This window comes from Lentibacillus sp. (assembly GCF_035301675.1).
GTDB lineage: Bacteria > Bacillota > Bacilli > Bacillales > Amphibacillaceae > Lentibacillus.
Genome location: NZ_DATGTT010000017.1, coordinates 42,297 through 65,760, shown reverse-complemented (window position 1 = coordinate 65,760; position 23,464 = coordinate 42,297). Strand labels below are relative to the sequence as shown.

Here is a 23,464-nt window from a genome sequence, read left to right as displayed (position 1 = left end):
AAAGTATTTTTTGCATTATTGAGTCAGAAAGTGCTATACTATAAAAAATTCAAATACTGAATGCAAATATTCCTTCGGGGTCGGGTGAAATTCCCAATCGGCGGTGATGAGGCATAGCTTCCGAGTCCGCTACCCGTGCGGTTTTTAGCCAAGCGGTGGATCCGGTGAAACTCCGGAACCGACAGTGACAGTCTGGATGGGAGAAGGGATTTTTTCAAATCGTTTAATACAGGGACAAGTGTATGCAGCTGGCTTCTTTTTCCGTTGCAATATGCTTGGTCTGTTCGAACAACAAACGATATGATTAAAATTCTGTCCTTATGCCTCTGAAGCGAATTCAGGGGCTTTTTTAATACCTAAATTGAAGGGTTTTTGCTTAAATCCCGGCGGTTTTTTACAAGGAGGAAACAGCTATGAACGACGAACATTATATGCAAATGGCACTTAACCTGGCCAGATCTGTTTCAGGACAAACAAGTCCGAATCCTCCGGTAGGTGCAGTGGTTGTCAAAAATGGGGAGGTCCTGGGCTTAGGCGCACATTTAAAGGCGGGGGCGATGCATGCAGAAGTTCATTCGCTCCAAATGGCTGGAGAACGAGCAAAAGGTGCCACTATATATGTCACACTGGAACCATGCAGCCATCACGGAAAAACACCGCCTTGTGCTGATTTGATCATTGAAAAGGGGATAAGCCGGGCGGTCATTGCCATAAAGGATCCGAATGAAAAAGTCGCCGGACGCGGGATTGAAAAATTGAAAACAGCAGGTGTCCATGTTGAATTGGGTGTGCTGCAAAAAGAAGCAGCGGCAGTAAACAAGTATTTTTTCCATTTCGCCCGAACAAAAACACCTTACGTCACGATGAAGTCTGCTGTCAGCCTGGACGGGAAAACGGCAACACATACGGGTGACAGCAAATGGGTGACCAGTGAAGAGGCAAGGAGCGATGTCCATCAGTATCGTCATACCCACGATGCGATTCTGGCGGGCGTGAATACAGTCATCGCTGACAATCCGAGCCTGACAGCACGTACCCCGAATGGCGGAAAGAACCCGCTGCGCATCATTCTTGACAATGGTCTCCGTACGCCAATGGATGCGTATGTCGTCAATGATCAACAAGCTGTTACATGGATTTTCACTGAGCAAAATATCACAGAAGAGCAAGTGGAGCCTTTTCGAGAAAAGAGCGGTGTGAGCATTATTCCGCTTGAGTCATTGGATCCCGGCACTGTGCTCAATTATTTGGGGAATCAAAAGATCATGTCATTATTCGTGGAAGGCGGTGCTGCAGTGAATGGTTCTTTTCTGGAAAGCGGGAAAATCAATCAGCTTGTGCAATACGTGGCCCCAAAATTGATTGGTGGAAAAGATGCCCCGTCATCGATTGCAGGCAACGGCTTTAAGCGTATGACAGAAACAGTGCCGCTGGATATAACAAATGTGGAAATGATTGGCAGGGACATTAAAATCATAGCGGAACCGCGAAAGGACAATACAGATGTTTACAGGAATTATTGAAGAAAAAGGAACCATCAAACAAATAAAACAGGTTTCCGAAAAATCAATTCAGATGACAATCGAATCGGCAAACGTGCTGGAAGACGTCCAAGTCGGTGACAGCATTTCGATTAACGGTATCTGCCTGACCGTGACGGCCTTTTCGGATACAAGCTTTGAGGTGGATGTCATGCCGGAAACAATGAAAGCAACTTCCCTTCAGATGCTGGCGGAAGGATCGAATGTGAATCTTGAACGTTCGATGTCTGCAAATGGCAGGTTTGGTGGCCATTTTGTTTCTGGCCATGTCGATGGTGTCGGCACGATTGTCCGTAAAGAAAAAAAGGAAAATGCAATATATTATGATGTCGAAATGCCGGACGAACTGGCGATTTATTTCATCATGAAAGGCTCCGTCGCAGTCGATGGCGTCAGCCTGACGGTGTTCGGCATCAGCGGCAGCACGTTCACGTTATCGCTCATTCCCCATACAGTATCCGAGACGATTTTGGGTGATAAAGGTAAAAACGACATCGTGAATATTGAATGTGACATGCTGGCCAAACATGTGAAAAACATGCTTAGTCAGCAGCATTATGACAATTGACTTTAAGAGCGAAGGAAGTGGACAAGGTGTTTCATAATATCAATGAAGCTGTAAACGATTTGAAAGCAGGAAAACCGGTGATTGTCGTTGATGATGAGGACAGGGAGAATGAAGGTGACCTGGTGGCACTGTCGGAAAAAGCGACACCGGATGTTATCAATTTTATGATCACGCATGGAAAGGGACTTGTATGTACATCGATTAAATCGGATTTAGCCGAAAGACTAAAACTGCCGATGATGACAAGTCAAAGCAGCGATCCCTTTGGAACAGCGTTTACTGTCAGTATAGATCACAAAGATACAACAACGGGGATAAGTGCTGATGATCGATCTGAAACAATCCGGGCGCTGCTTGATTCGGAAGTTAATGAAGATGATTTTAAGCAGCCCGGTCATGTTTTCCCGTTGATTGCCAAAGACGGCGGTGTTTTAACGCGTCAGGGCCATACAGAGGCTTCTGTTGATCTGGCAGAATTGAGCGATGCCTTCCCGTCAGGTGTCATTTGTGAAGTTATCAAAGACGACGGCACAATGGCGCGGGTACCGGATTTACGTAAAATGGCCGATGAATTTGATCTGAAGCTGATCTCGATAGCTGATCTGATGGCTTACCGCAAACAGCATGAAGTGCATATCAGACGGGCTGTGGAAACGACGCTTCCGACTGAGTTTGGCACGTTTAACGTGTATGGTTACACGAATGATTTGGATGATAAGGAACATATCGCACTCGTGAAGGGTGATGTTCATGCGAAAGAGTCCGTTTTGGCCAGAGTGCATTCAGAGTGCCTGACCGGTGATGTGTTTGGTTCCCATCGCTGTGATTGCGGGTCGCAGCTACATGAAGCCTTAAATAAAATTAATGAAGCAGGTACCGGTGTATTCGTGTACATGCGTCAGGAAGGTCGCGGAATCGGGCTGATTAACAAATTGCGTGCCTATCAGCTGCAAGATTCAGGAATGGATACAGTTGAAGCGAATGAACAGCTGGGGTTTGCTCCGGATATGCGTGAATATGATATCAGTGCTCAGATCTTGAAGGATTTAGGTGCAGCAAAAGTAAACCTTTTGACCAATAATCCAGAAAAAATGCGGGGGCTTCAGTCTCACGGCATTCAAATCGACGCACGTGTACCGATTGAGATGGGTTCAACCACGGAAAATGAACACTACATGCACACGAAATATCAAAAAATGGGACATTTATTCAGTTTTCATAATGACTAAGCCCCTTCATATTTAGCCAGAATGCTTAATAATCAATATAGGAGATGATCAATTTGGGTAAAACATTTGAAGGAAGCCTTGTCGGTTCAGACTTGAAAATCGGCATTGTTGCAGCACGGTTTAATGATTTCATTACGAGCAAGTTGCTGGGAGGTGCGGTTGATACCCTGAAACGGCATGACGTCAAAGAAGAAAATATTGATATTGCTTGGGTGCCGGGCGCATTTGAGATTCCTGTGGCTGCCGGGAAAATGGCGGCCAGGAACGAATATGATGCTGTTGTGACACTCGGGGCGGTTATCCGCGGTTCAACGCCGCATTTCAACTATGTATGCAGTGAAGCCGCCAAAGGGATATCCAATGCCGCGATGCAATCCGGTAAACCGGTTATCTTTGGTGTGCTGACGACTGAAACGATTGAGCAGGCGATTGAACGCGCTGGGACTAAAGCCGGCAACAAAGGATCGGAAGCAGCTGCTGCGGCGATTGAAACAGCTAATGTTGTCAGGGAGTTGAATGGCTGATCGGGCATGTTAGCATGACCTGGCTGGGCAACAAGCGTGTCCGTTCGCTATCGGACCGAAATAGTCTTTTATCGGTGTATTCCACTAAGTTTATCAGCAGTTTACCGCTGTTAGGCTACCAAGCTTTCGTAATGGCATAGTCGCCCTCAATAAGATACACTGGGAGTAGAAGATATGATGTCTGGAGGCAATTACAATTAAGGGATTAGTCTATCAAATCGTCGTAGTAGGTCTTATCTGGACAGGGATGGCGGTCATTTTTCAGGAAATGAATCAGTTAAGTAAGCTTATTTTTTATGCTGCCACATCCTGGCTCTTATTCTTAATTGTCATTTTAATCAAGCAGCTGATTAAGAAACAGAGTAACGATGAAGATTCAACAATAGGAAGGTAATATCATGCTCACGGTTGAAAATTTATATAAATCTTATGGCGACAAAACATTACTGAATGATATTTCGTGTATCATTAAACCAAATGACCGGATCGGCCTGATAGGTGTTAACGGAACCGGTAAATCAACATTACTGAAAGTGATAGCTGGAATTGATACAGTGGAAAAAGGCACCATTAATCATGCAAAACACTATCACATTGAATATTTAGCCCAGGAGCCTGAACTGGAACCCGGACTGAATGTGATCGAGCAAATTTATTACGGGGAAGCGGCCATCATGAAAGTTATGCGCGAATATGAGCAGGTGCTGCTTAAGCTGCAGCATGATCCCGAAAATGAAAAAGTTCAGGAGCAGCTGCTGGAGAAACAGCAGCAAATGGACGAACATGAAGCGTGGGAAGCCAATACAGCCGCTAAAACAATCCTTACCAAACTGGGAATAACGGAATTTCATAAAAGTACGGAGGAGCTGTCAGGCGGTCAGAAAAAGCGTGTGGCCCTGGCAAAAGCACTGATTCAGCCCGCGGATTTGCTGATACTTGATGAACCGACTAACCATCTTGATAATGAGACGGTCGACTGGCTGGAGAAGCATTTGGCATCATACAAGGGTGCACTGATGCTTGTAACGCACGACCGTTACTTTTTGAACCGGGTCACTAATCAGATTTTCGAGTTGGATAAAGGCAATCTTTATACTTATGACGGCAACTATGAATTGTTTTTGGAGAAAAAAGCGGAACGGGAAGCACTGGAAAGAAGCTATGAAGAAAAGCAACGGAATACATTGCGCCGTGAACTTGCCTGGCTGAAGCGGGGACCGAAAGCACGCGGGACCAAGCAAAAAGCACGCGTTGAACGGGTTCAGGAAATGCAAAAGCAAACATTTGATACTGAATCCCGGGATGTGTCTTTTGAGGCAGGAGCCACACGGCTTGGCAAAAAAGTGATCGAGCTTGAGGGGATTGAAAAAAGTTACGGTTCCGGACAGCTGATAGAGGATTTTGATTTTCTGGTCGTCCCGGGAGATCGTCTCGGGATTGTGGGGCCGAACGGCTCGGGAAAAACAACGCTTTTGAATATCATAGCCGGACGGACCACACCTGATAAAGGCGAAATTGAAGTCGGGCCAACTGTCAAAATCGGCTACTATACGCAGGGTGCTGAAGAACTTGATGGGGATAAGCGGCTTATCGAGTATATCCGGGAAGTTGCCGAGGTTGTCCATACAAAGAATGGTGATGTCATTACGGCGGAACAAATGCTGGAGCGATTTTTATTCTCGCGCCGTGAACAATGGAATTATATCCGGAAATTGTCCGGCGGGGAACGGCGCCGTCTTTATTTGCTGAAGGTTCTTATGTCGGAACCAAACGTTCTGCTGCTGGATGAGCCAACCAATGACCTGGATACACAGACGCTGGGCGTCCTTGAAGAATATTTGGATCAATTTCCGGGCGTTGTCATCACAGTATCGCACGACCGATATTTCCTCGATCGGGTCGTTGATCATATGCTTGTTTTTAAAGAACATAAACCGATTGAACATTTCTACGGCAACTACAGCGAATTTTTGGACCGGGAAAAAGAAGAGCAAAAACAGCACGAACGAAAACCGTCAAGAAAGCCTGAACAAAAACTGGCCCGAAAAAAGAAAATGTCCTATAATGAGAAACTGGAATGGGAAACAATTGAAGATGATATAACAGAACTGGAGACCGCGCTTGAAAATCTTCAGGAGCGGATAGCCGGTGCCGGAAGCGATGCCGGAAAAGTACAGGAGCTTTATAAGGAACAGCAGGCAATCGAGGAGAAACTGGAAGCGAAAATGGAACGCTGGGAAGAGCTTTCACTTCTGGCAGAGGAGTTGAAAAGCTAATCGTTTAAGCACTAATTTTTAAAAATTAATGTATAAATTTGTATATTCATCAATTTTATGTTTAATTTGTATCGTATTGCGGAAAATAAAAGTGTTATAATCTATAATATCGAAGGAGGTAAGAGAATGAAGCTGTTTCAAGTCAGAAAGGGACAATTTGTCTATTATAAGAATGAGCTGCATAAGGTGTATTCCGTGAAACCTATGTTCAAGCAATCTGTACACCTTTACCGTTTAAAGGATATGCAGCAGGACATAACAAGGGCCAGCAACATTGAACCATGCAAGCCAAAACATAATGATTCATTTATTTTTTACGGGAAACGCTACACAATTGATAAAAACAAGATACCTGAGCAAGGCGATTATATCTTAATTATCAAGCCGGCACCGGATTTTCTCGATCATTATTCACTAAACGAAATTGAAAAGGTCGACAATGTGGAAGATGGAAATGTTGTCACAACACGGGATAACGGTGTGAAACACAGTGAATATGTTGTATTGGTTCCTGGAAAGACGGAAGATAGTGAAGATATAGCTTATTACGACAAAACACTTGTTTCAGAAGTGCAGCTCGCCGAAGATGAATCGCCACAGATTTCCGGTGATGACGGGGGAGATTCTCCGGTTGTTGGAGATATTTATTATGATATTAAAAACGAGACAAAGGCAATGGTTGTTGCGATGACAGATGATGAAGTGTTTTTTGGACATGATGTCAGAGTCCATGTATCGGCTCTGTCGGACGAAGACAAATTCCGATTAATCTACCGTTTTGATGAAGGATTTTAATAGTTGTTTAAAAAGAAGCGCCGTTCGCCGGTGCTTCTTTACGTTGGGCTCTTTTCCATGATGAATGTTAGTTGAACAGCTTCGGACATTTAGGGACAGTTAGCCGCCGTATTTTGAAGGGTTACTGACCATTAGTTTAAAGTGAAAAGACACCGCTCCGAAAATAAACTTCGCTTTCCGCGGGCGGCTGATGAGCCTCCTCGAACTCTGTTCCGCGGGGTCTCACCGAGGCCTTTCCTCCCGCTGGAATCTTCGTGTATTTCCTGCGCCATCATGGCGTTGATTGGAGCAGAGGGCAACTAATCTTAAGTTATGCTTCTAGCATGCCTGCTGCTTTATAACCAAGGATGTTAATCGGGTCCTTTGGCGATGAATATGGCGGAGCATAGCCCAGTTCCAGCTCCGAAAGATCATAGACGGTCATTTTTGCTTTCATAGCTGTTGCCAATACCGCCAGACGTTTATCCACGCCTTCTCTGCCAACAGCCTGAGCACCGTATATGCGCCCATTTTCAGCATCAAACAAGACTTTTAAGCTGATTTTTTCCGCTCCGGGATAATATCCGGCATGTGACAGAGCTTCATGAGCCGCTTCTTTGTAGTTGATGCCCAAATGATTTAAGACGGCTTTATTAAGCCCTGCAGCGCCTGCACTCAAATCAAACACTTTGAAAATAGCTGTGCCTTGAATACCTGCATATGGAGTGCAGTCTCCCTGAAGGTGGTTAACAAGAATAAAAGCCTGGCGGTGTGCCGGACCCGCGAGCGCAACATGTCTTGGTTCCCCCGTCAGCAGATCGTTTGTCTGAATCGCATCACCCAGAGCGTAAATATCAGGATCGTTCGTCTGCATATAGTCATTTACCTTAATGGCACCTGTTTCGCCAATCTCCAGTCCGCTTTCACCGGCAAGCTTCGTATTCGGCTTAATGCCGACTGCCATGATGGTCATGTCAGCCTGAACACTTTTCCCGCTTGTTAAGTTGAGTGTAGCACCGTTGCTGGAAAATGATTCGAGCCCATCATCCAGCAAAAGCCGAACATTTTTCGCTTTCAGATGGTCTTCGATAATGCAAGCCTGATCTGCATCAACCAGCTTCATAACCTGTTCATTGCGGTCGATGATTGTACAGTCAATCCCGCGTGCCTGCATATTTTCCACCATTTCCAGACCGATAAAACCGGCACCGACAATGGCGCAATTCTGAGGTTTATCCGTTTCAATATAATGTTCAATCGCATCCATGTCCGGTATACTATGCAAGGTGAATGTCCGTTTGTCATTCATTCCTTCAAGTTCGGGTTTTTTGGCGGAAGCGCCAGGCGAAAGGATCAGTTTATCATAGGAAGTCTGGTGCTCCCCCGTGGAATCCTGGTAAGTAAGCTGTTTGTGTTCCCGGTCGATGGCGATGACCTCGGTATTGGTCTGCAGGTTAATGTCAAATTTGCCTGCGATTTTATCACTGCTGACAAGCAGATGCTCTCGTTTATCAACAACACCGCCGATATAATACGGCATGCCGCATGTTGAGAAAGCCACCTGTTCACCTTTATCAAACAACGTTATACCCGATTCGTTATCATTTCTGCGGATTTGGGCTGCAACATTGGCTCCGCCCGCAACACCCCCGACAATAACAATTTTATCAGCCATATGTAATAACCTCCTTTACATAGTAAAATTCCCTGTTTTGAAAAGGATTAACCCCAAATGCTAAAGTTCACAATTAAAGGCCCAATCATTTTGCTTTGGTTTCAGCAGCCGAGATAAAAGGAAGCCTGCAATGCAGACTTCCGGCACCTAAATGATCCCTAATGAATTTAAAAATACGATAACAATCGTGAGCGGCACGAGCCAGCGCATAATTTGAAACCAGAGCTGGTATGCTCCGGATGACAGATTATTGCCATAGGAAAATTCCTGTTTCATCAACGTACGATCCATCCTGATCCCGACGAATAACGCCATCAGCAAACATCCGCCCGGGAGCATTATATTACTGACAAGAAAGTCACTGGCGTCAAAAACGGTCTTCCCAAAAATCTTAAAGTTTGCCAGCGTACTGGAAGACAATGCAGCAGGAATCCCCGCAATGAAAACAATCAGACCGGAAACCCAGGCGACTTTGGTCCGAGAATAGTTCTTTCTGGCAGTGACAGCGGATGTCATAATCTCGAGCATGCTGAATGCCGATGTAAATATGGCAAACAAAAATAATAGCAGGAATAAACTAAGAAACACTTCACCGAGCGGCATTTGTGCAAATGCGGCTGGCAGCACCATGAATAGCAGTCCGGGTCCCTCCGTCGGCTCCAGTCCAAATGAAAAGACGACAGGAAAAATGGCCAGCCCGGCTAAAAGTGAAACAAAAATGTTCATAATTGAAACAGAAGCCGCTGAAAAGGGCAGGCTCACATCTTTTTTAAGGTAAGAACTGTATGTTACCATCACTGAAAAACCGACTGCCAGGGCAAAGAAGGACTGGCCGAGTGCATACAAGATACCTTCAGCTGTCATTTTGGAAAAGTCCGGCTGCAGGAAGAATTTTAAACCTTCAGCCGCGCCTTCAAAGGTAACGGACCGAGCAACCAGTATAATAAAGAAAATAAATAATAATGGCATCATCACTTTGCTGGCTTTTTCAATCCCCTCTTTAATCCCAAATGAAACAATAATGACAGCGAGGATTAAAAACAGGGCATGTCCGGAAATGGCGATAAGCGGATTGCCGGTAATCGTGCCGAATAACTGTTCATAATTGGTATTGTCGGAAATGATGGAGCCAAACAGTGACATCATACTATAAATGAGTACCCAGCCACCGACAACACTGTAAAATGACAATAGGATAAACGAGCCGGCGACGCCCCAATAGCCGATGATTGACCAGCCGCTGCCGGGAGCGAGCTTTTTGAAGGCACTGACGGCTTCCTTTTGGGCTCCGCGGCCGATGACAAATTCGGTGATCAGCAAGGGGAGACCGATGATTAACGTAAATGCAATAAAAAGCAGGAAAAAGGCACCGCCCCCATTCATCCCGGTCATGTATGGGAACTTCCATATAGCCCCTAGCCCAATTGCCGCTCCTGCTGATGATAAAATAAAACCAATTCTGGAAGACCAATGATCACGCATAATTGACTCCTCTCCACTTTAAAAATGTAACCAATATTATATACCATTTTTGGCATCGGCCACAATCACATACTGAACTGGATTATATTTTGGTCCGAAGCTCCCATAATTCCGGGAAGAAATAGTGATTGAGCACCTGTTTCAAATAACCGACACCTGATGAGCCGCCGGTGCCTATTTTATGTCCGATGATCCGTTCCACCGTTTTCATATGCCGGAAACGCCACTGCTGGAACCAGTCTTCAATATCGACCAGCTTTTCCGCCAGCTCATATAGTTCCCAATATACTGATACATCACGGTACACGTCCATCCAAGCTTTCTCGACTGAAGCATTCTTTTCGTATGTTTTGGAAAAATCACGATCGAGGATTTCCCGATCAATGTCAAATCCATGCCGGGCCAAAGCCTGGATGGCAACATCATAAAGTCCCGGTTTGTAGTAAGCTTCCTCCAAAATCGCATAAACTTCCGGATTCTTTACATAAATTTTTAAAATATGCGGTGTTTTATAGCCTAAAACAAATTCAACCAGACGGTACTGGTATGACTGGAATCCTGACGCATTTCCGAGTTTATCGCGGAACTCCAGAAACTCGGCAGGTGTCAGGGTTGCCAGCACATCCCAGGCATGAATGATTTGCGACTGTATTTTTGAGACGCGCGCAAGCATTTTAAACGAAGCTCTCAGATTATCCTGTTCGATCGCCTGAATAGCGCCTCTCGTTTCGTGGATAATCAGTTTCATCCAAAGTTCGCTTACTTGATGAATGATGATAAACAGCATTTCATCATGATGGCTGGAAAGCCGTTTTTGGCTGTCCAAAAGGTTGTCGAGCTGCAAGTAATCCCCATAGGTCATTTTTTCCTTGAAGTCGGTATGAATTCCTTTTTCCTGTTCGAATGGATTATTGCTCATGTCAGTTCGCCTCCTGTTTTTTAATTGACCTCAGCACAGCACGGACCGGGCTGCCGTCAGCACCATCAATCGCGAGCGGCAGTGCAACAAGTTCATAGCGTCCAGGCTTGACGTGATCAAGCATCAGGTTTTCCAGAATGAAAATGTTCTTGTCATAGAGTGCATGGTGTGCAGCAAGATCCTTACTTTCAGGCGGATCGACAGAAGGCAAATCAACACCGATCAGATTGACGTCATGTTCGTGAAGAAATGCCGCAACACTGGGGTCAAGCTCTGGCATTTGATCGGGAAAATGTTTCGGGTTATTCGGCAGTGACGTATGCAGCAAAACACGTGTTGCGCCATCCAGGTTAAACGGTTTTAGTGTTTCGGCCGTTATTTTCTTGGTGTGGCTGACATCAATGACGACAGCCTCGCCGATGTACAGATTAATATCCAATTGATCAACTGTCTTACCGCCGGAATCATAGTGGTACGGCGCGTCAATGTGTGTGCCGGTGTGGACACTGCCGGTAATTTGTCCGACGTTCACTGATCCGGTGTGTTGTTTTGTAAACGTCAGCTCGTAGTTAAATGGCGTGTCACCGGGGAAGTGGGCCATATCATTTGTGAGCGGCTGTGAAATATCGATCCATTTTACATGTCCCATCAGGCAATGATACCCCTTTCGTTTTCATATTGTTTATAACGCTCCTCGTTCATGATTGTTTTCAGTATTTGAATGGTCTTCCATACCTCTGTAAAGCTGTTATACAGTGCGACAGGCGCCAGGCGGATACCGTTCGGCTTGCGAAAATCAGGTACGACCCCGTCTGCTTTTAAAGCCTTGCAAATGCGTGCAGCATCCGGGTGTTCAAGGTAGATATGTCCGCCGCGTTCTTCAGTTTTTCTTGGGTTGGCGATTGTAAATCCGTAATCGGTCAGCTCAGTTTCCAGCAGTTCTATAAAATATTGCGTGAGCTGGAGTGATTTCTGGCGGATGTTGTCAATTCCAGCCTGTGCGAACATCTCTAACGAACCAAGCAGTGGTGCAGCACTTAACAGATGCGGTGTGCCGATCTGATAAGTGCCTGCATCTTGAGCGGGTGTGAGTGTATGCTCCATATCAAATTGTTTCTCCTTTGATGAACTGAACCATCCGGCAAGCCCGGGTTCGCGGCCAAAATGTTTCCGGTTCACATATAGTCCCGCGACACTTCCGGGGCCTGCATTCAAATGTTTATACGTGCACCAAAATGCAAAGTCGACACCCCATTTTGATAATTGGTGCGGAACCGATCCGATAGAGTGGCAAAGATCGAAGCCGATTGGAATCCCGCGTCTATGTGCTTCATCCGTCAATGTTTTCATATCGAGCACTTGGCCGCTCCGGTACAAGACACCGGGAAGGACGATGAGGGCAACATCGTCGGCCATCGCATCGATAATGTCCTTTGTGTCGAGCATATTGCCATCATTGCTTTCGACTTGTATAAGGTGTTCATCCGGATTATAGCCTTTCAGCTTCAATTGACTTTTCAGCGCATAAATATCAGACGGAAAGTTCAATGTATCTGCAAGTATTTTAGTTTTCTTTCCCTCAGGTTGATAAAAACTGGCGGTGAGCTGATGCAGGTTAGTGGTCGTCGATCCGGTAACAACGACTTCCTCAGGACTGGCACCGATTAACGGAGCCGTCACCGCGCCCAGCTTTTCGGACAGGTAATACCACGGTTCATTGCCATTTGTCCATCCGTCAATGGCATATGTTTTCCACGAAGCCATCATGTCATCAACGGCCTGCTCCGCCCGTTTTGACAACAGTCCAAGTGAATTGCCGTCCATATAAATGGTATTTTCAGGTATATAAAATTCATCCCGGAAATTTGCCAGCTCATCCTGCTGGTCCAAATAAGCCGCATACGCTTTTTCGGTATTCATCATAGCACCCCGTTTAAAAGAATTGATGGATTTCCTTAATCATAACAGTCAACTGAGATGTTTGGAATGTTTAATCATTTTACTGGCAGAAAAAAAGAATTTTAACACTGGCATCGAGTATTAGTATGGGCGCCAGAATGAAAACATGGGCGCGAGCACAGGACCTTGAGCGGGCTTCTAAAAGCTTGAATTATATAAAAGAAAATATTTAGCGACAGTTGCAATTTTTCAGACGGTGATTTACACTTACATCAGATTAATGAAATGGCATTTCACAAAATGAAATAGGGGGATATGGGATGTCTTTTGTTTCTGATAAAGTGAGCAATTTACCGCCATATTTATTTTCCGAATTTCAGAAGAAGAAAAAGGAACTTCAGGCGGACGGTGTTGATGTGATTGATTTGGGAATTGGCGCACCGGATTTGCCGACACCTGATTTTATTGTTGACCGGCTGGCCGAGGAATCAAAAATTCCTGCCAATCATCGCTATTCCACATATAGCGGTGCTAAAGAATTCAAAGAAGCGGTTGCCCACTTTTATAAAAAACAGTATGATGTCGACTTGGACCCGGAGACGGAAGTGCTCGCTGTGATCGGATCAAAAGAAGGGATTGCCAATCTGATGCATGCAACCATCAACCCCGGGGATACTGTGCTGATTCCAGATCCCGGATATCCAGTTTATGGAACGGCTGTACATTTAGCCGGCGGGAAGAGTACGGCACTGCCGCTGGATGACGCAAATGGTTATGTGCCGCTATATGATTATGTGGACCAAGAATCTATCAATCAGGCAAAATTAATGCTATTAAACTATCCGGGCAACCCGACAGCAGCTACGATTAGTTATGACACATTTTTGAAAGCGATTGCATTTTCCCGGGAAAATCAAATGCTGCTTGTGCATGATGCAGCGTATGACATGATTACATTTAATGGTTATAAAGCACCTAGTGTGATGCAAATTCCTGATGCTAAAGAATGCGCAGTGGAGTTTGGTTCCCTGTCGAAGAGCTTTAACATGACAGGCTGGCGGATAGGCTATCTTGTCGGTAACAAAGAAGTCATTAATGCATTGGCAGCATTTAAAAGCAATATTGATTCAAGCCAGTTTTTGCCGATTCAAAAAGCTGCCGCTGCTGCACTGCGAAGTGATTTTTCGGAAGTTCAAAAACATAACACTGTTTATCAGCAACGCATGGAGAAACTTTATAAAGCGTTCGAAAAGCTTGGTATCAAGGCTGATAAACCGAATGGCACAATTTTTCTTTGGGCAAAAGTGCCGGACGGCTTTACGTCGATGTCGTTTGCAAATAAATTGCTGCACGAAGCGGGTGTGATTGTCACCCCCGGAAATGCGTTTGGTTCACGGGGGGAAGGGTACTTCAGGGTGGCGCTTACGGTTACAACTGAACGATTGGATGACGTCATCGACCGTATGAGCCAGTTGAATTTAAAGGAGGTGACCAGTTAGATGAAAACGACAGTGAAACCCAGAAAAACCAAAACGATGACCGCAGCACAGGCAATTGTGGAGTGTATGAAAATAGAGGGGATAAGTGATGCGTTCTGTGTTCCCGGCGAAAGTTACCTGCCTTTAATGGATGCACTGCACGATGAAGCCTCCATCAGATTGATATCGACAAGGCATGAAAGCGGTGCAGCATTTATGGCAGAAGGGTATGCCAAGTCATCCCTAAAACCCGGTGTTGTTATGGCCACACGCGGTGTGGGTGCGTCAAACCTTTCCATCGGTGTTCATACCGCTTATCAGGACTCCACGCCAATGGTTGTTTTTCTGGGGCAGGTGCACAGCAAGTTCCGCGGCAGGGAAGGCTTTCAGGAAATTGATCTGGACCAGTATTTTCAGCATACCGCCAAGTGGGCTGTTGAAGTGAAAGACCCGGAACGCATGGCAGAGATTGTGCAGCGGGCATTCCGCATAGCCCGGACAGGACGACCGGGCCCGGTTGTCCTGTCATTGCCGGAGGACATCCTGCCAGCTGAGGCGGAGATGACGTTTGGGCCGCCCGCTGTGAAACCGAAGCCTGTTCCAGCCGAAGAAGAAATCACACAAGTTAAAGAGCTGCTTGATGCAGCAGAAAAACCGCTGATCATTGCCGGCGGGGGTGTGAAAGCTTCAGAAGCTGAAGATGCTCTTTTGTCTTTTGCTGAAAAATACCATCTGCCTGTTATTGCAGCATTTCGCAGACAGGACGTGTTTCCAAACAATCATCCATTATATGCGGGACACCTTGGACTGGGAACCAGCCCAAATATCCTGCAGACCGTGAAGGAAGCGGATGTTGTCATGGCAATCGGCACACGGCTATCAGAGGTGACCACACAGGATTATCAGATCCTGACGCCAGAGAAAAAACTGATTCACATCGATATCAGTTATGACATCATTGGCAAGGTTTACAGTCCTGATGCCGGGATAGTCGCGGATGGAGAAAAAGCGCTAAAGGCGTTGGAAGGCATGGATATCCAGGTGGGCTGGAAAAATTGGGTGAACGAACGCCGGTGTGCTTTTGAGGAAGTCAGCAGTCTGGATGTTTCGCATAAAGATGTGATCAACAAACATATAGTGGCAATGATGGCGGGCTTATTGCCTGATAACGCACTGCTCACCAATGATGCCGGTAACTTTGCAGGCTGGCTGCACGCTTTTTATCCGTTTAAGGAGAAACATACGTATGTGGGACCGACTTCAGGTGCTATGGGGTATGGTCTTCCGGGGGCACTCGGGGCAAAACTTGCCCTGCCGGATAAACCGGTCATCGCTTTGGCTGGTGACGGCGGATTCATGATGACCATGCAAGAGCTGGAAACCGCAGTCAGATACCAGATTCCGGTCATCAGTCTCGTGTTTAACAATCAAATGTACGGGACAATCCGGATGCATCAGGAAATGCACTATCCTGAAAAAGTCATCGGTACTGATTTAGGAAGTGTTTCATTCAAAGATTTGGCTGAAAGTGTCGGGGCTGATGGGTATTTGGTGAAAACAGCCGATCAATTTGCTGAAGTGTTTGATGCAGCACTGCAAAAAAATATGCCGGCAGTCATTGAAATTATGGCTGAAAAGGAGCATATTTCCGTTTCATCCACGATTGCACAAATCCGTAATCGTGCTAAAAAATAGTATTTATCATCAATTTTAGGAGGTATAACATATGGCTCAAAGTTTGCTTGAGACAAAAAAACTGAACAATTTTATTAACGGAAAATGGGAGGAAACCAGTCAATCCGCTGAGGTGATCAATCCGGCGAACGGTGAAACAGTCGTAAATGTTCCCCTCTCAGATGGCGGGGCTGTCAATAATGCAGTGGAAGCTGCGAAAAAAGCGCAAAAGGAATGGGCACTGGTACCTGCGCCACAAAGGGCAGAGGTATTGTTTAAAGTCGGCCAGTTAATGAAAGAGCGGAAGGAACGGCTTTCGCAGCTGCTGACGATGGAAAACGGAAAAGTGCTGGAAGAGGCACGCGGTGAAGTGCAGGAAGGCATTGATATGGCGTTTTACATGGCAGGAGAGGGGCGCCGCCTGTTTGGTCATACCACGCCGGCGGAGCTTCCGAATAAGTTTTCGATGAGCCAGCGTGCACCGGTTGGCGTTGTCGGCATCATCACACCGTGGAATTTCCCGATTGCGATTGCTACCTGGAAGTCATTCCCGGCCATCGTTGCGGGCAATGCGGTTATCTGGAAGCCTGCGACTGAAACGCCAATCATGGCCTTTGAACTGGCGAAGATTCTTGAGGAAGCAGGACTGCCCAAAGGCATCATGAATGTGGTATATGGTAAAGGCTCACAGGTCGGTGATGCGATGGTGCACCATGATGATATCAGGGTCATTTCATTTACCGGATCCAATGACACCGGCCGCAATATTGCAAGCGAATGCGGCAAGCAGTTGAAAAAAGTTTCACTTGAAATGGGTGGTAAAAATGCGATTACGGTCATGGACGATGCCGATCTTGATCTGGCAGTGGAAGGCATTCTCTGGAGCGCTTATGGCACAAGCGGCCAGCGCTGTACAGCGGCAAGCAGGGTAATTGTTCATGAAGACGTGAAAGAACAGCTCGAGGAGCGGCTGCTCGTTGAAATCGAAAAATTGACCATCGGCGACGGCTTGGATGAGTCAAATACAGTCGGGCCGATTATCAACAAGGCTGGTCTTGAAAAAATCGAAAAATATATTCAGATCGGCAAGGAAGAAGGGGCCAAGCTCGTTGCCGGCGGTTATGTGCTTGATGGCGGCAAATATATAAACGGGCATTATTTCGCACCAACCCTGTTTACGGACTGCACAGCAGATATGCGCATTTCTCAGGAAGAAATCTTTGGGCCTGTTATCTCTCTCATTCCGGTGAAGAGTTTTGAAGAAGCCATCGAAGTGAACAATGGCGTCTCGTATGGTCTTTCAAGCTCAATTTTCACAACAGATGCCAACCGTGTGTTCAAAGCACAGCGGGACCTTGACACCGGAATTGTTTACGTGAACGCCGGTACAACAGGTGCCGAAATTCACTTACCGTTCGGCGGCACAAAAGGAACCGGGAACGGACATCGCGACTCCGGCGTACAGGCACTCGATGTGTTCACCGAATGGAAAGCAGTTTACATTGATTATAGCGGCAAGCTGCAGCGTGCACAGATTGATACAGAGTAAGCAATAAGCCGGTGGAATAAGTTTCTAAAACGGGGGAGTATACTGGAAGGTAGAGACCCTATCTGGCAGGAGTCTATCAATTCGGGAGACAACAACTTGAATACGGGAAAGAGATTGCTGGAATCAGGGGAAATCCGAAGTAAATGGGAGACAGCCTTCCCTAAGGGGGAGAAAAATAGAAGTATTTTATCGGGAGTGAAGAAAGTATGAAAATTGGTGTACTCGGATCTGGACTTATGGGAAAAGAGGCCGCTCGTGATTTGGCGTCAAGTGAAGGTGTTACAGCGGTTGGCCTGGCTGATATCGACATTAAAATCGCACAGAGTGTTATCGATCAATTAAATTCTCCAAAACTGACAGCCTATCAGGTTAACGCAAAGGATAAACAGGAACTTGGCAATTACATGCGGCAGTTTGATGTCGTTATCAATGCATTATTTTACTCCTTTAATGAGATCGTTGCTGAGACCGCAATTGAGGTCGGCGTCAATTCGGTGGATTTAGGCGGGCACATCGGCCATGTGACCGATAAGGTCCTTGGGATGAAGGAGGACGCTAAAGCCGCCGGGGTTACATTAATCCCTGACTTGGGTGTGGCACCGGGCATGATCAATATTTTATCCGGTCACGGCGAAAGCAAGCTTGACGGATTGGAAGAGATTAAACTGTATGTTGGCGGAATTCCGGTCAATCCTGAGCCGCCGTTTGAATACAATCATGTTTTTTCAATGGAAGGGGTTTTTGATCATTATACTGATCCGGCATTGATCATCCGTGACGGTGTCAAACAGGAAATTGAATCTTTGACTGAAGTTGAGCGTGTCCATTTTGAGAAGTTCGGTCCGCTTGAAGCTTTCCATACATCAGGCGGCACATCAACACTGTCCATTTCGTACCCGCAATTGAAGGCGCTGGAATATAAAACGATTCGCTACCCGGGCCACGCTGAGAAATTTAAGCTGCTCGTTGACTTGAATCTGACACGGATGGATTATTCGGTTGATGTCAATGGCCAGGAGATTAATCCAAGGGAAGTATTGCTCAAAGTGCTTGATCCGATTGTTGACCTTGGGGAAAAGGATGATGTTGTATTGCTTCGGGTTAAAGTGAATGGTACAAAAGATGCCCAGCCCGAAACACATGTATTTGAAATGACAACATACAAAGACAGAGAACATAACGTAACAGCTATGGCCCGCGCGACCGCCAACACGATTTCTGTTGTTGCCCAGATGATTGCAAACGGAACGATTACAAAACGTGGTGTTTATCCGCCTGAGCAGATTGTTCCAGGGGATACTTATATTGAGGAAATGGCTAAACGTGGTGTGAATATCCATGAAACAAACAGTGCGAAGAAAGCACATGTAACAAATTAATCCTTTATTGAAAGGGCTGCTCTGCTTTTTGCGGCAGCTTTTTTCTTTACGGACTGCTGATTGGAGCATGGTTTCTTGTCTTAAAGATTGTTGTCATTATAACTGCAAGGAGTTTTCTCTATGAATCAGAGTGTCATCAAAGCAATGAATTTGTTAAATTATTTCTCACCAGATACACCGGAACTGACTTTAAAGGAAATTGCCGGGAAAGCCGGGATTCCAAAGCCAACTGCTTACCGGCTGTTATCAGCTCTGGAGTCAGGCAATTTCTTATATAAAACGAAAGAGAATGAGCATGACAGCAAATATCAGCTTGGACTGAAGCTGCTCGAGCTTGGACAAATTGTTTCCGATCAGCTGGAAATTCGGTCAATCGCCTTGCCGGATATGCAAAAGCTTGCCGGTGATATTAATGAGGTAATTCACCTGGTTATTGCCAATCAGGGCGAAGCGACCTATATTGAAAAGGTAGACAGTTCAAGAGCACTGAGACTAAATACCAGAGTCGGCAAAAGCTCACCCCTTTATTTGGGGTCCGGCCCGAAAATGCTGCTGGCAAACATGTCCAGGGCAAGGCAGGAAGAAATTTTAACAGAATCGGAATTGCATCGGCCTGGCGATAGCGGTACGATTAATAGGAAAGAGTTGCTTCAGGAACTTCAGACGATTTATGAAAATGAGTATGCCTATAGTATCGGAGAACAGGACGCTGATACGACAGGAATATCGTCTCCTATCTATGATTATAGTAATCAGGTTATCGCCGCACTGGCGGTCAGCGGGTTGTCCCGTCGCTTCGAAGGGGAGAACCTGGAATGCCTGAAGAAGAAAACAAAAACATCAGCTGAGGCAATTTCCAGAAAACTCGGTTACCGTGGACCGGATTTTAACTGAAGGGAATGAGATATGATGAATACGGTATTTATCGCCGGCCATGCCAGGCTGCCATCCGGAATGGCAGCAAAAAGCATTTATGAAACGCTCACGATAACAGCGGAAATCGATAAAAAATATGGGGTGATTGTAGCCGCCAACTGCACCCTTGCAACTGAGCACGGCAGGCATTTTGTCCATCATCTTTTAAGAGGGCACAGTCTGCAGGACGGCATTGATCAGCCTGCTGAAACGATGAAAGAACACTATTTGGGAAAAGCCGGAAATGCGCTTGTCTCTGCATTGCATGATTTGTACCGGCAGTACGAGCATTATCGGGGGGATCATCATTAGAAGAAGGGGCTGGGACATAACTAAAACGTTTAACATAAAAGACGAATGATAACCGGAATATTTAAGTGGAATGTATGGATAAATCTTAACCATCGCTGCGGAAAAATGCTTCGCTTTCCGGGGGCGGCTGACGAGCCTTTTCGCGCTGTCGCACTGCGGGGTCTCATCCAGGCCTATGCTCCCCCAGGGGTCTCCGCATTTTTCCTACGCTGGTTTAAGTGAAAACGAATTATACTATAAAAAGAAAAATCCGAACTGATTTAAAATCTAACTGAAGAATTTCAAATCATCGTTCGGATTTTTTCTTTGATTCATTACTTTTGTCTCAGCCTCTTTTATCTGCTTAGAAAGTGACATGATAGATGACTTTTTATCAGCAGTTATTAATATATCTATAGCGATTCCTGCTCAATTAGCAGAGATGCAATGCAAATCTGCAGCGACTCTCGCCTCACCTATAGCGCTGATTTCAAAATAATTCCAAATTAAAAACTGAATCAGCCATCGATCCCCATCGATACATACTTTTTCTCCAAAAATTCTTCCATACCGTGATGACCGCCTTCTTTACCGACGCCAGACTGCTTGATGCCGCCGAACGGTGCTTCAGCTACGGCCGGGAAGACGTCATTCACGCCGACAATGCCATAATCAAGTTTTTCCGATACCCGGATGGCTCGGCTCGTTGTTTCGGTGAAAATGTAGGCTGCAAGGCCATAGTCGGTATCATTTGCTTTCTTGATCACGGCATCCTCATCGCTGAAAGTTTGCACCGGCATAAGCGGGCCGAATGTTTCTTCGTTCATAACGATCATCTCATCGGTCACGCCTGATAGAACGGTAGGCCGATAGAAATAGCCATCCAGGCCGCCGTTCCATTTGTCACCGCCGCAAACGATTTCTGCACCTTTGGACACCGCATCATCAAGGTGTTTCTGCACTTTTTGAGATGCCTGCTCATTGATCAGCGGTCCGAGATCTGTTCCTTCCTCGGTGCCCTCACCCACTTTAAGTTTGGCAACTTTTTCGGTAAGTTTTTTATTGAAAGCGTCTTTAACCGATTCATGGACATAAATCCGGTTGGCGCAGATACACGTCTGGCCATTATTCCGGAATTTGCTTGCTAATGCCAGCGAGACCGCTTTATCGATAGACGCATCGTCAAACACGATAATTGGGGCGTGTCCGCCTAGTTCAAGCGATAATTTTTTGACATGGTCGGCACTTTCCCGCATGAGATATTTCCCGACTTCAGTGGATCCAGTGAATGTCATCAGACGGACATCTTTGCTTTCAAGCATGGTATTGCCGATTGCCTCCGCATCACCGGTCACTAAATTCACAACACCATCCGGCATGCCGGCTTTTTCCATGATCTTCACAATTTCAATCGCCGAAAGCGGTGTTTCCGGGGCTGGTTTTAAAATGACCGTACAGCCTGCTGCCAGAGCCGGACCGATTTTTCGGGTGATCATAGATGATGGGAAGTTCCATGGTGTAATCGCACCAACGACACCAACAGGCTGCGGGATGACAAGCAGGCGCTTGGTTTTAATGGATGATGGAATCCATTCACCATAAGCCCGGCTTGCTTCCTCGGCATACCAGAGCAAAAAGTTGGCGGCGCCTTTCACTTCACCGACTGCTTCCTTCAGCGGCTTCCCCTGTTCAGCAGTTAAAATTTCGCCGAGCCGCTCGGCATCCTCGAGCATTAATTCATGCGCTTTATATAAAATCCGCGAACGCTGCCGGCCTGTCATTTCTCCCCACGTTTTAAAAGCACGTGATGCAGCTTGAATGGCAGCTTTGGTTTCAGTCTTTCCGCCATATGCGACCTCCGTAATCGCCTCCAAAGTTGCCGGATTATAGACGGTTTCGGTTTCCTGTCCGTTCATATCTTGCCAAATCCCATCAATAAAAATGCTGTTTGTTTTGCTTTTGAGCTTCACTTGAAGACCTCCTTAATTAAATAGATAATGATGTCTTACATGAAGAATGCAGAGGGGGGGACACAGAAGTCTCGCACTTTCCCTCTGCTGATGAGCAATACTTTTGTGATCGGCCTATATCTTTGCTTTGTTGCCATCCCATGCCGGGAGCATTTTGTTTAATGGTTTATCTTCCCGGTAGCCTAATGCATAGCCGGCCTGCATAAGTGTGTGCACTTCACGCGTTCCTTCGTATATGACCGGTGCTTTTGAGTTGCGCAAATAACGCTCAACCGGGTATTCATCCGAATAGCCATATGCGCCATGCACCTGGACAGCATCATCTGCAGCTTTGTTGGCAAAATCACACGCCTGCCATTTGGCCATGGAGGTTTCTTCTGTATTACGCTTCCCTTCATTTTTCAATTCGCCGGCACGGTAGACGAGCAGACTGCTCATTTCCAGTCCTGCCTTCATGTTGGCGATCATTTGCTGGACAAGCTGGTGCTGACCGATGGGTTTGCCGAATGTTTCACGTTCATTGGCATATTTGACACTTGCTTCAAGGCAGGCACGGATTTGACCGACAGCCCCCGCAGCCACGGTGAATCGCCCGTTATCAAGCGCTGCCATGGCTATTTTGAATCCTTCACCTTCCTCACCAAGAAGATTTTCTTTCGGTACTTTAACATGATCGAAAAAGATTTCACCGGTGTTGCCGGAGCGGATGCCAAGTTTGCCTTTCGTCGCTTTTGAGTCAAACCCTTCCCAATTTCGTTCGACAATGAAGGCCGAAATGCCTTTATGCCGTTTTTCTTTATCGGTATAGGCAAATACAAGAAAATGATCGGCTGTGTCACATAAGGAAATCCATGATTTCGATCCGTTCAGGATGTAATGATCACCGTCTTTGACGGCAGTCGACTGAAGCGAGGCAACGTCTGACCCGGCACCGGGCTCTGTCAGACCATAAGCACCGACTTTTTTACCTTTGGCCTGAGGCACGAGGTATTTTTGTTTTTGCTCTTCAGTGCCCCATTGCAGCAGGGTCATGCTGTTCAGGCCGGTATGAACGGAAACTGCTGTACGGAATGCGGTGTCTCCACGTTCGAGTTCTTCGCAAACAATAGCAAGCGAATTGTAATCCATACCGCTGCCACCGTATTTTTCCGGGATGCAGACGCCCATCAGACCAAGATCTGCGAGACGCTGCATGATAGCCGGATCGAATTGTCCTTCCCGGTCCCACTCGGCGATGTATGGCATGATTTCTTTATCGACAAAGCTTTTCACTGTACTGCGCAGCATATTTTGTTCTTCTGAAAAATTAAAATCCATTTGA

At 46.1% G+C, this 23,464-nt stretch carries 19 protein-coding genes and 1 riboswitch; of the genes, 12 read left to right on the top strand and 7 right to left on the bottom strand.

What is annotated here, in order from left to right; translation table 11 throughout:
• Positions 1-66: 66 nt before the first annotated feature.
• Positions 67-212, top strand: a riboswitch (FMN riboswitch).
• Positions 213-413: 201 nt separating this feature from the next.
• The 6 genes from ribD to VK097_RS03385 all read left to right on the top strand — a co-directional run bounded on the left by ribD (position 414) and on the right by VK097_RS03385 (position 6,933).
• Complete coding sequence (gene ribD / locus VK097_RS03410; RefSeq protein WP_324210394.1) at positions 414-1,523, top strand: bifunctional diaminohydroxyphosphoribosylaminopyrimidine deaminase/5-amino-6-(5-phosphoribosylamino)uracil reductase RibD; 1,110 nt, start codon at positions 414-416, stop codon at positions 1,521-1,523.
• A complete protein-coding gene (gene ribE / locus VK097_RS03405) occupies positions 1,504-2,109 on the top strand; it encodes a riboflavin synthase (RefSeq protein ID WP_324210393.1) in 606 nt (201 codons plus the stop codon). The genes ribD and ribE overlap by 20 nt, the downstream gene beginning before the upstream one ends.
• A gap of 26 nt (positions 2,110-2,135) precedes the next feature.
• A complete protein-coding gene (locus VK097_RS03400) occupies positions 2,136-3,338 on the top strand; it encodes a bifunctional 3,4-dihydroxy-2-butanone-4-phosphate synthase/GTP cyclohydrolase II (RefSeq protein WP_324210392.1) in 1,203 nt (400 codons plus the stop codon).
• A 53-nt stretch (positions 3,339-3,391) separates the two neighbouring features.
• Positions 3,392-3,862: a 6,7-dimethyl-8-ribityllumazine synthase gene (ribH, locus tag VK097_RS03395; protein ID WP_324210391.1), complete on the top strand. Its 471-nt coding sequence runs from the start codon at positions 3,392-3,394 to the stop codon at positions 3,860-3,862.
• Positions 3,863-4,260: 398 nt separating this feature from the next.
• Entirely contained in the window at positions 4,261-6,138 is a 1,878-nt protein-coding gene (locus VK097_RS03390; protein ID WP_324210390.1) for an ABC-F family ATP-binding cassette domain-containing protein, read from the top strand.
• Positions 6,139-6,264: 126 nt separating this feature from the next.
• Positions 6,265-6,933: a hypothetical protein gene (locus VK097_RS03385; RefSeq protein WP_324210389.1), complete on the top strand. Its 669-nt coding sequence runs from the start codon at positions 6,265-6,267 to the stop codon at positions 6,931-6,933.
• A gap of 310 nt (positions 6,934-7,243) precedes the next feature.
• Here VK097_RS03385 and VK097_RS03380 read toward each other — a convergent pair whose 3' ends face one another.
• From VK097_RS03380 to kynU, 5 genes are all read right to left on the bottom strand, one after another.
• Complete coding sequence (locus VK097_RS03380) at positions 7,244-8,587, bottom strand: CoA-disulfide reductase (protein ID WP_324210388.1); 1,344 nt, start codon at positions 8,585-8,587, stop codon at positions 7,244-7,246.
• Positions 8,588-8,734: 147 nt separating this feature from the next.
• Positions 8,735-10,069 (bottom strand): sodium-dependent transporter, encoded by a 1,335-nt coding sequence (locus VK097_RS03375; RefSeq protein ID WP_324210387.1) that lies wholly within the window; start codon positions 10,067-10,069, stop codon positions 8,735-8,737.
• An 82-nt stretch (positions 10,070-10,151) separates the two neighbouring features.
• A complete protein-coding gene (kynA, locus tag VK097_RS03370; protein WP_324210386.1) occupies positions 10,152-10,988 on the bottom strand; it encodes a tryptophan 2,3-dioxygenase in 837 nt (278 codons plus the stop codon).
• A gap of 1 nt (position 10,989) precedes the next feature.
• On the bottom strand, positions 10,990-11,637 hold the full coding sequence (gene kynB / locus VK097_RS03365; RefSeq protein WP_324210385.1) for an arylformamidase: 648 nt from the start codon (positions 11,635-11,637) through the stop codon (positions 10,990-10,992).
• A complete protein-coding gene (kynU, locus tag VK097_RS03360) occupies positions 11,637-12,908 on the bottom strand; it encodes a kynureninase (protein WP_324210384.1) in 1,272 nt (423 codons plus the stop codon). The genes kynB and kynU overlap by 1 nt, the downstream gene beginning before the upstream one ends.
• Before the next feature lie 299 nt (positions 12,909-13,207).
• On the opposite strand from kynU, the gene VK097_RS03355 reads away from it, so the two are divergent.
• The 6 genes from VK097_RS03355 (at position 13,208) to VK097_RS03330 (ending at position 20,194) form a co-directional block, all read left to right on the top strand.
• Positions 13,208-14,386 carry an LL-diaminopimelate aminotransferase gene (locus tag VK097_RS03355; protein WP_324210383.1) on the top strand — a complete coding sequence of 393 codons (1,179 nt, stop codon included), beginning with the start codon at positions 13,208-13,210 and terminating at the stop codon, positions 14,384-14,386.
• On the top strand, positions 14,387-16,060 hold the full coding sequence (locus tag VK097_RS03350; protein WP_324210382.1) for a thiamine pyrophosphate-dependent enzyme: 1,674 nt from the start codon (positions 14,387-14,389) through the stop codon (positions 16,058-16,060).
• Between the two features lie 31 nt (positions 16,061-16,091).
• On the top strand, positions 16,092-17,588 hold the full coding sequence (locus VK097_RS03345) for an aldehyde dehydrogenase family protein (protein ID WP_324210381.1): 1,497 nt from the start codon (positions 16,092-16,094) through the stop codon (positions 17,586-17,588).
• Positions 17,589-17,794: 206 nt separating this feature from the next.
• A complete protein-coding gene (locus VK097_RS03340; protein WP_324210380.1) occupies positions 17,795-18,967 on the top strand; it encodes a saccharopine dehydrogenase family protein in 1,173 nt (390 codons plus the stop codon).
• 120 nt (positions 18,968-19,087) lie between these two features.
• Positions 19,088-19,861, top strand: coding sequence for an IclR family transcriptional regulator (locus VK097_RS03335; protein WP_324210379.1), 774 nt, complete (start codon positions 19,088-19,090; stop codon positions 19,859-19,861).
• Positions 19,862-19,876: 15 nt separating this feature from the next.
• A complete protein-coding gene (locus VK097_RS03330) occupies positions 19,877-20,194 on the top strand; it encodes a DUF3870 domain-containing protein (protein WP_324210378.1) in 318 nt (105 codons plus the stop codon).
• Between the two features lie 497 nt (positions 20,195-20,691).
• Here the strand turns inward: VK097_RS03330 and VK097_RS03325 are convergent, their stop codons facing one another.
• Positions 20,692-22,089, bottom strand: a complete 1,398-nt coding sequence (locus tag VK097_RS03325; RefSeq protein ID WP_324210398.1) for an NAD-dependent succinate-semialdehyde dehydrogenase — start codon at positions 22,087-22,089, stop codon at positions 20,692-20,694.
• A gap of 168 nt (positions 22,090-22,257) precedes the next feature.
• Complete coding sequence (locus VK097_RS03320; RefSeq protein WP_324210377.1) at positions 22,258-23,460, bottom strand: acyl-CoA dehydrogenase family protein; 1,203 nt, start codon at positions 23,458-23,460, stop codon at positions 22,258-22,260.
• Between the last annotated feature and the right edge of the window lie 4 nt (positions 23,461-23,464).